The organism is Lysobacter antibioticus (assembly GCF_001442535.1).
GTDB lineage: Bacteria > Pseudomonadota > Gammaproteobacteria > Xanthomonadales > Xanthomonadaceae > Lysobacter > Lysobacter antibioticus.
Map to the genome: position 1 here is coordinate 5,248,253 of NZ_CP013141.1, position 13,930 is coordinate 5,262,182.

A 13,930-nucleotide genomic window follows, 5' to 3' on the forward strand; every position below is an offset into this window, starting at 1 on the left:
GTCGCGCGGGATCGGCGGCGGCACGTTGGGGCCCGGCGGCGGCGTGGGCGGCGGCGCCGAAACCGGCGGAACGGTTCCGGGGGGAGTAACGGTAGGCGGAGCAGCCGGGGCGCAGCGGTGGTGGGAGCCACCGGCCGCGGCGGACGCACCGTCTGCGGCGGCGCTTCGCGCGCGATCCGCTCGGCCAGAGTTTCATTGTCGCGGTGGTCGAATCTCGCCTCGCTCAAGGACTCGGCCTGCTCGGCCACGCGCTGCTCGAGCCGGGACAGCCGCGCCCTGAGCCCGGCGATTTGCGCCAGCGCCACGATGAGCAGGATCGGCACCAACACCACCGCCAGAATCAATAAACCGATCAGTGCTTCCATCACCCGTCCCTGTTCCATGTGTCGTGCGCTTGGTCACGAACGTTACACCAAGCCGCAAGCCTTGAAGGACAAGGCTTCACGCATTCTATACACAGCTTGTTCACCACATATCGCGTTGACGGAATCGATAAACCACACTATGTTGTGCCCGTCGGTGCCGATCGCGAGATTGGCTCAATAGGGAAGCCGGTAAGGACGCAGCCAGCGCGACGTCCAAAGCCGGCGCTGCCCCGCAGCGGTATGGGAAACGAACGCTACCAAGCACTGGACGCGCCTCGCGTCTGGGAAGCGGTAGCCAGTAGGAGACGCGAGTCGTCGTGTCCCGAGCCCGAAGACCTGCCGACAGCCGCGCGTTGCACACCGCGCGGTACCGGCCCAGGAGTCTTCGGGGGAAGACGGCCGGTGTCGCAGCACGATGGCTCCGCCGTCGTGCTCGTTCCGTTGCGGCGCCGCCACGCGCGCCGACTCGGGATGCGCCCGTCTCGGGCCGCGCGACACCTCGCCTGCAAGCTCCCGAGTTCCGCGCCCGCGGGGGCACGGCCGTGCCATCGACGACGCCGCTGCGCGGCCGGTCGTCGCTGGCGCGTCCGCGTTCTCCGCGCGTCGCCCTTCGCGGGAAGGTCGGCGACCCGTGCACCCACGCCCCGGAGTTACGCCATGACCACGCTCGCACCCGAATCGTCCGCCGCCTCCCCCGCCGCCGACACCGCCGCCAAACCCGCCCGCGACCCGCAAGCCGACACCGGCTTCGCGCTGACCCCGCCCGCGGCCAACCTGACCATGAGCGTGACCAAGCGCAACGGCCGCCGCGAGCCGGTCGACCTGAACAAGATCGTGCGCGCGGTGACCCGCAGCGGCGAGAACCTGTACGCGGTCGACCCGATGCGCGTGGCCACCCGCACCATCTCCGGCCTGTACGACGGCGCGACCACCCGCGAACTCGACGAGTTGTCGATCCGCACCGCCGCCCTGCTGACCGCCGAAGAACCCGAGTACGGCCGTCTCGCCGCGCGCCTGCTCGCCGGCGTGATCGAAAAGGAAGTCGCCGGCATCGAGATCCATGCGTTCTCGCAGTCGGTCCAGCGCGGCTTCGACCTGGGCCTGATCAACCAGCGCCTGCTCGACTTCGTCCAGGCCAATGCGCGCAAGCTCAACGACGCGATCGACCGCAACCTCGACGCCAAGTTCGATTACTTCGGCCTGCGCACCCTGTACGACCGCTACCTGCTGCGCCATCCGACCGCGCGCACCGTCATCGAGACCCCGCAGCAGTTCTTCCTGCGCATCGCCTGCGCACTCAGCGAAGACGTCGGCGACGCGCTCGCCCTGTACCGGCGCATGGCCCAGCTCGACTACATCCCGAGCTCGCCGACCCTGTTCAACGCCGGCACCACCCACGAGCAGCTGTCGAGCTGCTTCCTGCTCGACTCGCCCGACGACTCGCTGGAAGCGATCTACAAGCGTTACATGGACGTGGCCAAGCTCAGCAAGTTCAGCGGCGGCATCGGCCTGAGCTACACCCGCATCCGTTCGCGCGGTTCGCTGATCCGTTCCACCAACGGCCTCAGCAACGGCATCGTGCCGTGGCTGAAGACCCTCGACGCCTCGGTCGCCGCGGTCAACCAGGGCGGCAAGCGCAAGGGCGCGGCCTGCGTCTACCTGGAGCCGTGGCACGCCGACGTCGAGGAGTTCCTCGAACTGCGCGACAACACCGGCGACGAAGCGCGCCGCACCCACAACCTCAACCTGGCCAACTGGATTCCCGACGAATTCATGCGCCGGGTCGAGGCCGACGCCGACTGGTCGCTGTTCGACCCGTCCAAGGTGCCGCAGCTGACCGACCTGTGGGGCGAGGCCTTCGATCGCGCCTACCACGCCGCCGAAGCGGCCGGCCTGGCGACCAAGAAGGTCAAGGCGCGCGACATCTACGGCCGGATGATGCGCACCCTGGCGCAGACCGGCAACGGCTGGATGAACTTCAAGGACAAGTCCAACCGCGCCTCCAACCAGACCCTGCGCGACGGCAACGTCATCCACCTGTCGAACCTGTGCACCGAGATCCTCGAGGTCACCTCGCAGGACGAGACCGCGGTCTGCAACCTGGGCTCGATCAACCTCTCGCACCACGTCGAGATGTACGAGGATGGCAAGGGCGCATTCGATTTCGACAAGCTCGCCGAGACCGTGCGCCTGGCCGTGCGCCAGCTCGACCGCGTGATCGACCTGAACTTCTACCCGATCGAGACCGCGCGCCGCGCCAACCTCAAGTGGCGCCCGGTCGGCCTGGGCTCGATGGGCCTGCAGGACGTGTTCTTCAAGCTGCGCCTGCCATTCGACTCCGAGCCGGCGCGCAAGCTGGCCCAGGAGATCGCCGAGGCGATCTACTTCCACGCCCTGTCGGCGTCGAACGAGCTGGCGATGGAACACGGCAAGCACCCGTCCTTCGCCGATACCCGCGCTTCGGTCGGCGAGCTGCAGTTCGAGGCCTGGGGCGTGACCCCGTCGCAGCCCGAGCGCTGGGACGCGCTGCGCAAGCGCATCGCCGAGCACGGCCTGCGCAACTCGCTGCTGATCGCGATCGCGCCGACCGCGACCATCGCCTCGATCGCCGGCTGCTACGAGTGCATCGAGCCGCAGGTGTCGAACCTGTTCAAGCGCGAGACCCTCTCGGGCGACTTCCTGGTCGTCAACAAGTACCTGGTCGAAGAGCTCAAGAAGCTCGGCCTGTGGACCGCGGAGATGCGCGACCGGATCAAGATGGCCGAAGGTTCGATCCAGTCGGTGACCGAAGTGCCGGACGCTTTGCGCCAGGTCTATCGCACCGCCTGGGAACTGCCGATGCGCTCGCTGATCGACATGGCCGCCGAGCGCGGCGCGTATATCGACCAGAGCCAGTCGCTCAATTTGTTCATCGAAAGCCCGAACATCGGCCAGCTCAGCTCGATGTACATGTACGCATGGAAGAAGGGCCTGAAGACCACCTATTACCTGCGCTCGCGCCCGGCCACCAAGATCGCCAAGACCACGGTCAGCGCGCCGGCGACGCCGAAGCCGAAGCCGGAGCTCGTGCCGGTGGAGTTCAGCGCCAGCGAGGCGATCGCCTGTTCGCTGGAAAACCCCGAATCTTGCGAAGCCTGCCAGTAAGGCAGGAGTGAGTCGAGAGGAGTGAGGAGCGAGTCAAGGCGGCTCCAGTGACCTTGAGGTTCTTCGCAGGACGGTAAGCATTCGGCTGGTCTCGTCGATAAGTCTTTTTATTTCGACGAGATCAGCCGGGAACAGCCAACCCACTCGCTCGCAGATCAGCAGTTGGGTGTGAAGCTCCGATAGCGAACCGTGTGCGATGGCCAAGAATTGCGCCTTCTCCTTCTTCGACTCCCGCGTCCAGCCTTCGGCGATATTGCTAGGCACCGACACGGCAGACCGGGTCAATTGCAACCGAATTCCATATCGCTCCATCGCCGGGAGTTGCGTCGAAACGATGCAAACCTGTTCCGCCAGCCTCATGGACTTGCCCCAAATCGTAGTTACTTGGTAGTGCATCGGCTCCTCCCTCATGACAGAGGTTGATTCATCCGCCGCATACCTAAAATCGGAAAACCCCTTATGTCCATGTCAGCGACTTCCCCACTCACTCCTCGCTCCTCCGCACTCGAAACCAAGCTTTTGGACCCCGGTTTCGATCTCACCCTGCGGCCGATGCGCTACCCGCACTTCTACGAGATGTACCGCGATGCGATCCGCAACACCTGGACCGTCGAGGAAGTCGATTTCTCCCAGGACGTCAACGATCTCAAGCACAAGTTCGGTCCGGCCGAACGCCACCTGATCGAACGCCTGGTCGCATTCTTCGCCACCGGCGACAGCATCGTCTCCAACAACCTGGTGCTGAACCTGTACCAGCACATCAACGCGCCGGAAGCGCGCATGTATCTGTCGCGGCAGCTGTACGAGGAAGCGCTGCACGTGCAGTTCTACCTCACCCTGCTCGATACCTACCTGCCCGACCCTAACGAGCGCGCCAAGGCCTTCGACGCGGTCGAGAACATCCCCTCGATCCGCGCCAAGGCCGAGTTCTGCTTCCGTTGGATCGATTCGATCCAGGGTCTGCAGCGCATCGAAACCCGCGAGCAACGCCGCCAGTTCCTGCTCAACCTGATCTGCTTCGCCGGCTGCATCGAAGGCCTGTTCTTCTTCGCCGCCTTCGCCTACGTCTATTACCTGCGTTCGCGCGGCCTGCTCAACGGCCTGGCCTCGGGCACCAACTGGGTGTTCCGCGACGAGAGCTGCCACATGGCGTTCGCGTTCGAGGTCATCCGCACCGCGCGCGAGGAAGAGCCCGACCTGTTCGACGCCGATCTGCGCTCGCAGGTGGTGAAGATGTTCGAGGAAGCGGTCGAATGCGAGTACCAGTTCGCCCGCGATGTGCTGTCCGGCGGCGTGGTCGGCCTGTCGCTGAAGGACATGCGCCAGTACCTGGAGTATTGCGCCGACCAGCGCATGGCCCAGCTCGGCATGCCCAAGCATTTCGGCTCGACCAACCCCTTCGCCTTCATGGACCTGCAGGACGTGCAGGAAGTGACCAACTTCTTCGAGCGCCGCGTCTCGGCCTATCAGGTCGGTGTGCAGGGCGAAGTCGCGTTCGACGAAGCGTTTTAAAGCAGAAGCGAGAAATGAGGAGTGAAAAGTGAGCAGGGCGGCTCTTGCTCCTAACTCACTCCTCACTCCTCTGAGCTCACTCCTCCAAGCTCACCCCTCATTCCTCCAAGCTCACTCCTCAAATGATCGAAGCGCGCATGACCGAGATCGTCTTCCCCGACCACACCAACCACCTGGGCACGCTGTTCGGCGGCCAGGCGCTGGCGTGGATGGACAAGGCCGCCTTCATCGCCGCCTCGCGCTATGCCCGCCGCACGGTGGTCACCGCGCGTTCGGAGCAGATCGATTTCCACACCGCCGTGCCCAAGGGCGCGCTGGTCGAACTGATCGCGCGCGTGGTCGAGACCGGCCGCACTTCGATGCAGGTCGAGGTCGAGATGCACAAGGAAGACCTGCTTTCGGGCGAATCCCAGTTGGCCACCCGCGGCCGCTTCACCATGATCGCGCTCGACAGCGACGGCAAGCCCACGCCGGTGCCGCCGCTCGCGCCCTGAGACGCGCGGCCAGTACGTTCAGGGCGTCATGCCGGGCGTCTTCGGCTCGGGCACGACCGTGCCCGTGCACGCGCCGCTCGGCTGCTCGCACAACACCAGCGCGCGATACGACAAGCCGGCCCAACTGCGGCGCAGGCGCATCCCCAAGCGCGGTTTCTGCCGCAATGACTCGTATAACGGCTGCGAGGTCTCGATGTAGCGCGAGCGATCCACGCCGTCGGCGGCCGCGCCCTCCGGCTCGAAGCGGAAGCTCACCGTGACGCTCGGGCCGCCGTTCTTGCTCCAATGCTGTTGCCAATGCAGGTTGGCGGTCTTGCCGACCACCCACTCCTCGCGTCCCCAACGCGCGTTGTAGCGGTCCACCGACCAACCCAGCGCCATCCACATCGCTACCAGCACCATCAGCAACGGCCCGGCCGCGAGCACGCGCCAAGGCCGCAGACTCGGCCAACGCCCCAGGCGATAAGCGCCATAGATCAGGCCGGCGATAAGCAACAGGTTCCACGCCCGCCACAAGCCGCTGGGTTCCACCGCGACCGGCCCGCTCCCATCGACCAGGCTCACCATCGTCATGATCAGGGCGACCGTAATCGCGACGCCGATCGCGATCACGGTCATGACCTTCCATTCGGCCATCGTCACCGGGAAATCCTCGCTGACCGGATCCTTCGTGCCGGCGGCGGCTTCTTGCTTCGGTTTCTGTTTCGGTTTCGCTTCCTGCTTCGACATCTGCGCTCCATCGCCGCAAGCGGCGGCCCACATCAGCCTCACCCGGCGCGCGCCCGGAAGCAAGTTGCGGATATTTCGCCGGCACGGCGCTGCCTAGACTCGTGGCTCCCCCTCGATGGAATCACGACATGCGCTTGGACGATTACCGCACCCTGGGCCGCTCCGGCCTGCGCGTCAGCCCGCTCTGCCTCGGCACGATGACCTTCGGCAACGACTGGGGCTGGGGCAGCGATGCCGAGGAAGCGCGCAGCGTGTTCGACGCCTACCTCGAACGCGGCGGCAACTTCATCGACACCGCCAACCTCTACACCGGCGGTAGTTCGGAAACCCTCATCGGCGAGTTCGCCCGCGGCCGCCGCGACGCGCTGGTGATCGCGACCAAGTTCTCGCTGTGCATGAACCCCGGCGACCCGAATGCCGGCGGCAACCACCGCAAGAACCTGCGCCAGTCGGTCGAAGCCAGCCTGCGCCGGCTCGGCAGCGACTACATCGACCTGCTGTATCTGCACGCCTGGGACGCGACCACGCCGGTCGAGGAAGTGATGCGCGGGTTCGACGACCTGGTACGTGCCGGCAAGGTCTTGTATGCGGGCGTGTCGGATCTTCCGGCCTGGCAGGCCGCGCGCATGCAGACCCTGGCCGAGTTGCGCGGCTGGTCGCCGTTGATCGCCCTGCAGACCGAATACAGCCTGGCCCAGCGCGACAGCGAGCGCGAACTGCTGCCGATGGCGGCCGAACTCGGCCTCGGCGTCACCGCCTGGTCGCCGTTGGCCTCGGGCGTATTGAGCGGTAAGTACACGCGCGCCGACCTCGATGCGAGCAACGCCGAAGGCCGCCGGGCCGTGGCGATCGGCAACGGCGCCCTGACCGAACGCGCGCTCGACATCGCCGACACGGTCAAGGCGGTCGCGGCCGAACTCGAACGGCCGGCGGCGCAGGTCGCCCTGGCCTGGTTGCTGCGCCGGCCCGGCGCGGTGGCGCCGGTGATCGGCGCGCGCACCCTGGCGCAGTTGCAGGAAAATCTCGGTGCATTCGACATCGAATTCACCGAGACGCAACAGCGCCGGCTCGACGACGCCAGCGCGGTCCAGCTCGGTTTCCCGCACGACTTCCTGGCCCTGCCCGGCATCCGGCAGGTGATGTTCGGCGGCGCGCGGGTCGAACGGTGTTGGTGAGTCGCTCACGCCGTGGCCGCCTTCGGCCGCGGCGCGTGCTTTGCACTCAGAAGCGGTAATCGGCGGTCAGGCTGAGGGTGCGCGGCGCCCCCGGCGTGTTGAACCCGTCGACCGAACCGTGCGCGGAACTGAAGTAACGCTTGTCGAACGCGTTCTCCAGGCGCAGGCGCCAATCCCAGGGGCCGCTGCGGTAGCGCAAGTTGACGTCGAAACTGGTGAACGCGGGCAGCACGCTGAGGTTGGTCGGCGCGGCGTACTGCATCGATACGTGCTGGACCAGGCCGCCGACGCTGAAGCCGCGCCCGAGCAGGTACTCGGCATAGACCGAAGCGCTATGGCGCGGCGTCAGCGCCGAGGTGCGGCCCTGCAGAGCCACGCCGTTGGCGATGTTGTTGGATTTGCGGATCTCGCCATCGAGATAGGCATAGCCCGCGTACAAATCCAGGCGCCGCTCCAGCAGCGAGGCGGCGAAGCCGAGTTCGGCGCCACGGGTACGCTGCGTGCCCACGCTGATCTGCTTGCGCGGATCGACCGGATCGGTGGTCTTGATGTGCTCGCGCTCGGTCTCGAACACGGCCGCGTCGAAGCTCACCAGACCGTCGGCGCTGGCGAACTTGTAGCCGAGCTCGCGATTGGCGGTGGTCTCCGGCTGCAGGTCGACGTTGACCGTGCTCAGCGGCAGGCTCTCGGCCGAGGGCTGGAACGACTCGCCCCAGTTCGCATACAGCGATTGCTGCGGGGTCGGCATCCAGATCAGGCCCAGACGCGGGCTCCATTCGCGGTCGCTGCGCTCCAGTACCGGCGCGGCAGCGTTGAGGCGGTCGCGGGTCTGCTGGCGGTAGTCGTCGTAACGCGCGCCGATCACCGCCTTCCACTGCGCGTTCAAGGCGATCTGGTCCTGCACGTACAAGGCGGCGTTGCGCAGCCGGCTGCGTGCGGCCGCTTCGGCCTTGGGATTGAAGATCGAAGGGCTCAACACCGGCGCGAGCAGGTCCACCGGCGTGGCGATACCGCCATAGCTGGCCTGGTCCTTGCGCTCGTAGCTGAACTCGCTGCCGAGCAACAGGCGATGGCGTTCGCCTTCGTGGACCAGATCGGCCTGCGCGAACCAGGCCTGCTGGTCGCGTTCGTTGCCGGCGTGGCGCCGGTTCGACAGCCAGCGGCCGTTGCGCTGGAAGGGGTTGCCGGTGATCAGGGTATTACGACGGTCCAGGCGGTAGTCGCTGCCGCGCACGGTCACACGCAGGTCGAGATCCTCGCTCAGCGCCTTGGCATAGGTCGCGTTGAGCACCTGCACGCGGGCGCGGCTGTAGTCCTGGTCGCGCGCCTCGGAGGAGCCGTAGTAGGTGTCGATCGGCACCTCGAGCGGGCGCCCGAACAGACTCGGGATGCCGAAGTCGGTCACCCGTTCGTCGCGCTGCGCGCTGGCCTGCAACAGCAATTGCCCGTCGCCGAGTTCGAAACGGTACGACGGCGCGATCAGCCAACGTTCGATGAAGCCCTGTTCGCGGAAGGTGTCGGAATCCTCGTAGGCACCGACCAGGCGGCCCGCGCCGACGCCGAGCGGGCCGGTCAGGTCGAACTCGCCGCGGCGTCCGCCTTCGCTGTCGGCATAGACCCGCAGCTTGCCCTGCGCCGCGTCGAGCGGCTGCTTGCTGACCCGGTTGATCAGGCCGCCCGAGGAGCCGCGGCCGAACAACATCGCCGACGGCCCCTTCAGCACTTCGATGCGCTCGGTGTTGGCGAGGTCGCGGTAATACATGGCGTCGTCGCGGACGCCGTCGAGGTATTGGTCCGACAGCGCGCTGAAACCGCGGATCGCGACCTGGTCGCGCTGACCGTCGCCGTTGTTGAGGCCCACGCCCGGCACCAAGGCCAGCATTTCGTTGAGCGAACGCCCGCCCTGCGCGTCGATCAGGGCGCGCGGCAACACGGTGATCGCCTGCGGAATCTCGACCAGCGCGGTGTCGGTCTTGGTCGCGCTGCGGCTGCGCTCGGCGCCGAACGTCGGGCCGACCTTGCCGAGGACCTGAATCTGGTCGAGCAGGTGGACGTCGGTATCGGCTGCGGCGCCGGCCATGGTATCGACCGCAGCATCGGTCGCGGCCGCCTGCAACGGGGCCAGGCAAAGCGGCAGCAAGGCCAGCGCGAGGCGCGCGGGTCGGAGAAACGAAGGCATGCGCGACAGCTCCTGCGTGACGGGGTCTGGCTTGAGACCCGCAGGGGCTCTGGCTGTGACAGGGCGCAGATTCTCGCCGCCGCTCGCGATTGCCGCAAGCCGTCGTGCGACGCCGCTGCGACAACCGCTTCGAACGAACGGCGGTTATTCCGCGCTCTTGTTGGAACGTTTCTTCGACGCGCCCGCCGTGGCCGGCGCGTCGGCATCGGCGCCCTCGTCGTCCAGCAGCGGCAGACGCCGCAGGTCGCGGGCGTACAGATCGGCCGGACTGTCGGAGGGGCAGGTCTCGTCCGGGAAGCCGAACTGCTCCTGCAAGGCCTTCGCGCATTCCGGCATGGAGGCGAAGTTCTTGCCGGTGGCCATGCACTGCGCGTCGAAATCGCGGCGGAAGGCTTCGCGGCGGCGGACGAAGTCCTCGCCGCACTTGCGGGTCAGGCGGATGCGGTCGAGATCGTCCTGGGCGGCGTTGGTGCCGTCGAGGCCGAACTGCTTGAGCTCGTCCACGGTCAACACCCGCAGGTCGCGGTTGGCGATGGTCATCATCAGGTCGGCGACGCCGGTGGCGACGCCGTTGCGTTCCAGATAATCGCGGACCTGCTGGTTGATCGCCTTCAGCTCGCGGCTGAGTTCGGCGCGCGAGGTCGCGGTCGAGCGGTCGCGCATCAGCCGGTGGATGCCGACCTTGCCCTCGATCGAGCGGGTGTCGCCGGCGGCCAGCACCAACACGCAGGCGCTGTGGCAGACCGAGTCCTCGCGCACCCAGATCGCCCAGCCCGACTCGGCGATCGAGTCGCCGGCGCGGATCGCTTCCTCGACGTGACCGCCGCTGGAGTCGATGTCGAGGATGCGGGTCTGGATCTCCATGCGCGTGGCCATGGCGGCAACGCGCTGCACCAGCGCGGTGAAACCAGCGCCGATCTTGCCCTGGTAATGCAGGCGCACCACGCCGCTGGCCTGGCACGGCGACAAGGCGTCGACCAGGCTGAAGAAGTCCAGCGCGGTCAGCGGTTTTCCGTCGCCGAAACGCGGGTAGTCGTATTCGCAGCTGATCTTGGCCACGCCGCCGTCGAGCTTGGCCGGCGGCCAGTAGGTGCCCTGCAGGATGTCGGTCTCGCTCGACGCGTCCGCGGCGGCGACCTTGGGCGACTCGTTCTGGCTGCCCATGGTGACCGGCTCGAGCCGGGCCGGCGGCGGCGCGGCGGAATCCCTCCCGCAAGCCGCCAGTCCGAGCAGGCACAAGGTCAGCGCAAACGTCCTTCTGAAAAGCATGTTCCACCCATCGGAGTCGGGATCGCGCGGGCCGTCCTGGACCCGCGCCGCGCATCGTCGCCACAGCACGAACGTTAGCCCCAGGGCCCACCAAGCTCAACGGCAGGAGGTCATGGCGTTCGCGCTCGTCAGCGTGCCGACATCATCGTCGGCGGCGCATGAACGGCAGCCGGGGAAGCCCCGGCCGCGGCGCCGTCGCCGGCTGCGGCCACAAATCGCAAACCGGGTCCACGCATCGCGATCGCGGCGATTGACTTCGCCGGTCGCGCTGCGTAGCTTGGCGGCGTGATGGTGAACATCGCTTCATGCAGATGAAGCGATGTGACAAATCGCCACCGGTTCGCACCGGCAGCGGTTAGAGGGAATCCGGTGCGGACGCCACGTCCAATTCCGGAGCTGCCCCGCAGCGGTATAGGGAACGAACTTCGTCAGGCACTGGGAGCGATCCCGGGAAGCGACGGACAGTAGGAGGCGCCTCGTGCTCCATGCCCCAAGCCCGAAGACCTGCCATGACCGGAAGGCTCGCCTTCCGTCCGACTCCGGCCCGCAAGGTGTCGGCGCTGCGTCCGGGCCCGTCCCGGCGCGGGCCGCGTCGTGCGCGCCGGTTCGCCCGCGGGGGCGAAGGTCGACACCAAGGGTTGCGGCGAAGCCGGGCGCGCGAGCGTCGGGCCGGCGCAGCCGTGGTCTCCTTCGTTGCCCTGCGCCATGCCCACGCATCGCAGGTAATCATCATGATCAGCGTCACCCATCTCGGCTTCCCGCGCATAGGCGCGCGGCGCGAGCTCAAGCTGGCCCTGGAATCGTTCTGGAAAGGCGACACGCCGGCCCAGGCGCTGCACGACACCGCCCACGGCCTGCGCGAACGCCATTGGCAACTGGCGCGCCAAGCCGGCGCCGACGTCGTGCCGTGCAACGATTTCTCCCTCTACGACCACGTCCTCGATACCGCCGTGTTGTTCGACGCGATCCCCGCGCCGTACCGCGAGGTCTACGACGAAAACCCGCTGACCGGGTACTTCGCCCTCGCCCGCGGCCTGCAGGACGGCCGTCGCGATCTGCACGCGCTCGAGATGACCAAGTGGTTCGACACCAACTACCACTATCTGGTGCCGCAGTTCGAGCGCGACCAGCGTTTCGTTCTGCGCGGCGACAAGCCGCTGGCCGAACTGGCCCAGGCGCGCGCGCTCGGCATCCAGGCGCGGCCGGTGCTGCTTGGCCCGGTGTCCTTCCTCAAGCTCGGCAAGCGCAGCGACGGCGGCGATCCGCGCGAGCTGCTCGATGCCCTGCTGCCGGCCTATGCCGAGTTGCTCGGCAAGCTCAAGGCCGCGGGCGCCGACTGGGTCCAGCTCGATGAGCCGGCCCTGGTGCTCGACCTCGACGACGACGATCGCGACGCCTATCGCCGCGCTTATGCGGCCCTGGCCGAAGCCGACGCGCCACAGCGCCTGCTGACCACGTATTTCGGTGGCCTCGGCGACAACGCCGCCCTCGCCGCGCGCCTGCCGGTGCAAGGTCTGCACGTCGACCTGGTGCGCGCGCCGCAGCAGTTGGAAAGCGTGCTGCCACTGTTGCCGGACGACCGCGTCCTCAGCCTCGGCGTGGTCGACGGCCGCAACATCTGGCGCGCCGATCTCGACGCCGCGCTGAGCCTGGCGCGTCGCGCCGGCGATCGCGCGCACTGGCTGGCGCCGTCGTGCTCGCTGTTGCACGTGCCAACCGACCTGGAGCTGGAGCGCAAGCTGCCCGCGCCGCTGCGTCACTGGATGGCCTACGCGCGGCAGAAGATCGAGGAACTGCGCCTGCTCGCCGACGCTCTCACCGGCAGCGCCGACGCCAACCGCGACCTCGCCACCGCCGCCAGCGCGCGCGCCGCGCGCCTGGCCTCGCCGTTGTTGCGCAATGCCGAGGTGCGCAAGCGCCTGGCCGCGGTCGAACCGGCGATGACCCGGCGCGCCTCGCCCTATCCGCAACGCGCGAAGGTGCAGGCGCAGCGCCTCGGCCTGCCGCTGTTCCCGACCACCACCATCGGCTCGTTCCCGCAGACCGCCGAAGTGCGGCGCGCGCGCGCCGAGCACAAGGCCGGCAAGATCGACGACGCCGCCTACCGGACCTTCCTGGAGAACGAGACCAAGCTGTGCCTGCGCGAGCAGGAAGCGCTGGGCATCGACGTGCTGGTGCACGGCGAGTTCGAGCGCAACGACATGGTCGAGTACTTCGGCGAGCAGCTCGACGGTTTCGCCTTCACCGCCCACGGCTGGGTGCAGAGCTACGGCTCGCGCTGTGTCAAGCCGCCGGTGCTGTTCGGCGACGTGGTCCGCCCGCAGGCGATGACCGTCGACTGGACCCGTTACGCGCAGGCGCAGACGCAACGGCCGGTCAAAGGCATGCTGACCGGACCGGTGACTATCCTGCAGTGGTCGTTCGTGCGCGACGATCAGCCGCGCGCCGACAGCTGCCGCCAGATCGCCCTGGCCTTGCGCCAGGAAGTGCTCGACCTGGAAGCGGCCGGTATCGCCATCGTCCAGATCGACGAACCGGCCCTGCGCGAAGGCCTGCCGCTGCGTCGCGCCGACTGGCCGGCCTACCTGAGCTGGGCCGGCGAAAGCTTCCGCCTCGCCGCCAGCGGCGTCGGCGATGCGACCCAGATCCACACCCACATGTGCTACGCCGAGTTCAACGACATCATCGAGGCGGTGGCCGCGCTCGACGCCGACGTGATCTCGATCGAGACCTCGCGCTCGCGCATGGAGTTGCTGGATGCGTTCGTGCGCTATCGCTATCCGAACGGCATCGGCCCGGGCGTCTACGACATCCATTCGCCGCGCGTGCCCAGCGAGACCGAAATGCGCGACTTGCTCGACAAGGCTCTGGATGTGTTGGAGCCGGCGCAGTTGTGGGTCAACCCGGACTGCGGCCTGAAGACCCGCGGTTGGCCGGAAGTGCGCTCGGCCCTGCGGGCGATGGTGCAGTCGGCGCGCGGCCTGCGCGAGCAGGTCGCCGCCGAAGTCGACTGAGCGCAGCAGTCGATTGAGCTGAGCACGAACCGTCGGCGGCGCGCGCGCC

10 protein-coding genes and 2 riboswitches are annotated in these 13,930 nt (G+C 67.5%); of the genes, 5 read left to right on the forward strand and 5 right to left on the reverse strand.

All coding sequences use genetic code 11. The features are described 5' to 3' along the window. Positions 1-500: 500 nt before the first annotated feature. Positions 501-723, forward strand: a riboswitch (cobalamin riboswitch). Between the two features lie 422 nt (positions 724-1,145). Continuing rightward, positions 1,146-3,509: a ribonucleoside-diphosphate reductase subunit alpha gene (locus GLA29479_RS21155; RefSeq protein ID WP_248842875.1), complete on the forward strand. Its 2,364-nt coding sequence runs from the start codon at positions 1,146-1,148 to the stop codon at positions 3,507-3,509. Between the two features lie 33 nt (positions 3,510-3,542). Here the strand turns inward: GLA29479_RS21155 and GLA29479_RS21160 are convergent, their stop codons facing one another. Continuing rightward, positions 3,543-3,905 carry a four helix bundle protein gene (locus GLA29479_RS21160; protein ID WP_169795713.1) on the reverse strand — a complete coding sequence of 121 codons (363 nt, stop codon included), beginning with the start codon at positions 3,903-3,905 and terminating at the stop codon, positions 3,543-3,545. Positions 3,906-3,974: 69 nt separating this feature from the next. Between GLA29479_RS21160 and GLA29479_RS21165 the strand changes: the two genes are divergently transcribed. Both GLA29479_RS21165 and GLA29479_RS21170 read left to right on the forward strand, forming a co-directional pair. Beyond that, positions 3,975-5,021, forward strand: coding sequence for a ribonucleotide-diphosphate reductase subunit beta (locus GLA29479_RS21165; protein ID WP_057920186.1), 1,047 nt, complete (start codon positions 3,975-3,977; stop codon positions 5,019-5,021). A 122-nt stretch (positions 5,022-5,143) separates the two neighbouring features. Then, on the forward strand, positions 5,144-5,515 hold the full coding sequence (locus GLA29479_RS21170) for an acyl-CoA thioesterase (protein ID WP_057972770.1): 372 nt from the start codon (positions 5,144-5,146) through the stop codon (positions 5,513-5,515). 18 nt (positions 5,516-5,533) lie between these two features. On the opposite strand, the gene GLA29479_RS21175 is transcribed toward GLA29479_RS21170, so the two are convergent. Then, on the reverse strand, positions 5,534-6,244 hold the full coding sequence (locus GLA29479_RS21175) for a hypothetical protein (protein ID WP_144436676.1): 711 nt from the start codon (positions 6,242-6,244) through the stop codon (positions 5,534-5,536). Between the two features lie 128 nt (positions 6,245-6,372). Here GLA29479_RS21175 and GLA29479_RS21180 point away from each other — a divergent pair, with 128 nt between their 5' ends. Beyond that, the gene (locus tag GLA29479_RS21180) at positions 6,373-7,419 is read left to right on the forward strand and encodes an aldo/keto reductase (protein ID WP_057972772.1); all 1,047 of its coding nucleotides are present in this window, start codon (positions 6,373-6,375) and stop codon (positions 7,417-7,419) included. Positions 7,420-7,465: 46 nt separating this feature from the next. Here the strand turns inward: GLA29479_RS21180 and GLA29479_RS21185 are convergent, their stop codons facing one another. The 3 genes from GLA29479_RS21185 to GLA29479_RS25465 form a co-directional block, all read right to left on the reverse strand. Further along, on the reverse strand, positions 7,466-9,598 hold the full coding sequence (locus GLA29479_RS21185; RefSeq protein ID WP_082638880.1) for a TonB-dependent receptor: 2,133 nt from the start codon (positions 9,596-9,598) through the stop codon (positions 7,466-7,468). A gap of 144 nt (positions 9,599-9,742) precedes the next feature. Then, on the reverse strand, positions 9,743-10,762 hold the full coding sequence (locus GLA29479_RS21190; protein ID WP_211265008.1) for a COG3904 family protein: 1,020 nt from the start codon (positions 10,760-10,762) through the stop codon (positions 9,743-9,745). Between the two features lie 233 nt (positions 10,763-10,995). Then, entirely contained in the window at positions 10,996-11,166 is a 171-nt protein-coding gene (locus GLA29479_RS25465; protein WP_169795714.1) for a hypothetical protein, read from the reverse strand. 20 nt (positions 11,167-11,186) lie between these two features. Further along, positions 11,187-11,393: riboswitch (cobalamin riboswitch) on the forward strand. A gap of 205 nt (positions 11,394-11,598) precedes the next feature. Between GLA29479_RS25465 and metE the strand changes: the two genes are divergently transcribed. Further along, entirely contained in the window at positions 11,599-13,881 is a 2,283-nt protein-coding gene (gene metE, locus GLA29479_RS21195; RefSeq protein ID WP_057972774.1) for a 5-methyltetrahydropteroyltriglutamate--homocysteine S-methyltransferase, read from the forward strand. Positions 13,882-13,930 lie beyond the last annotated feature (49 nt).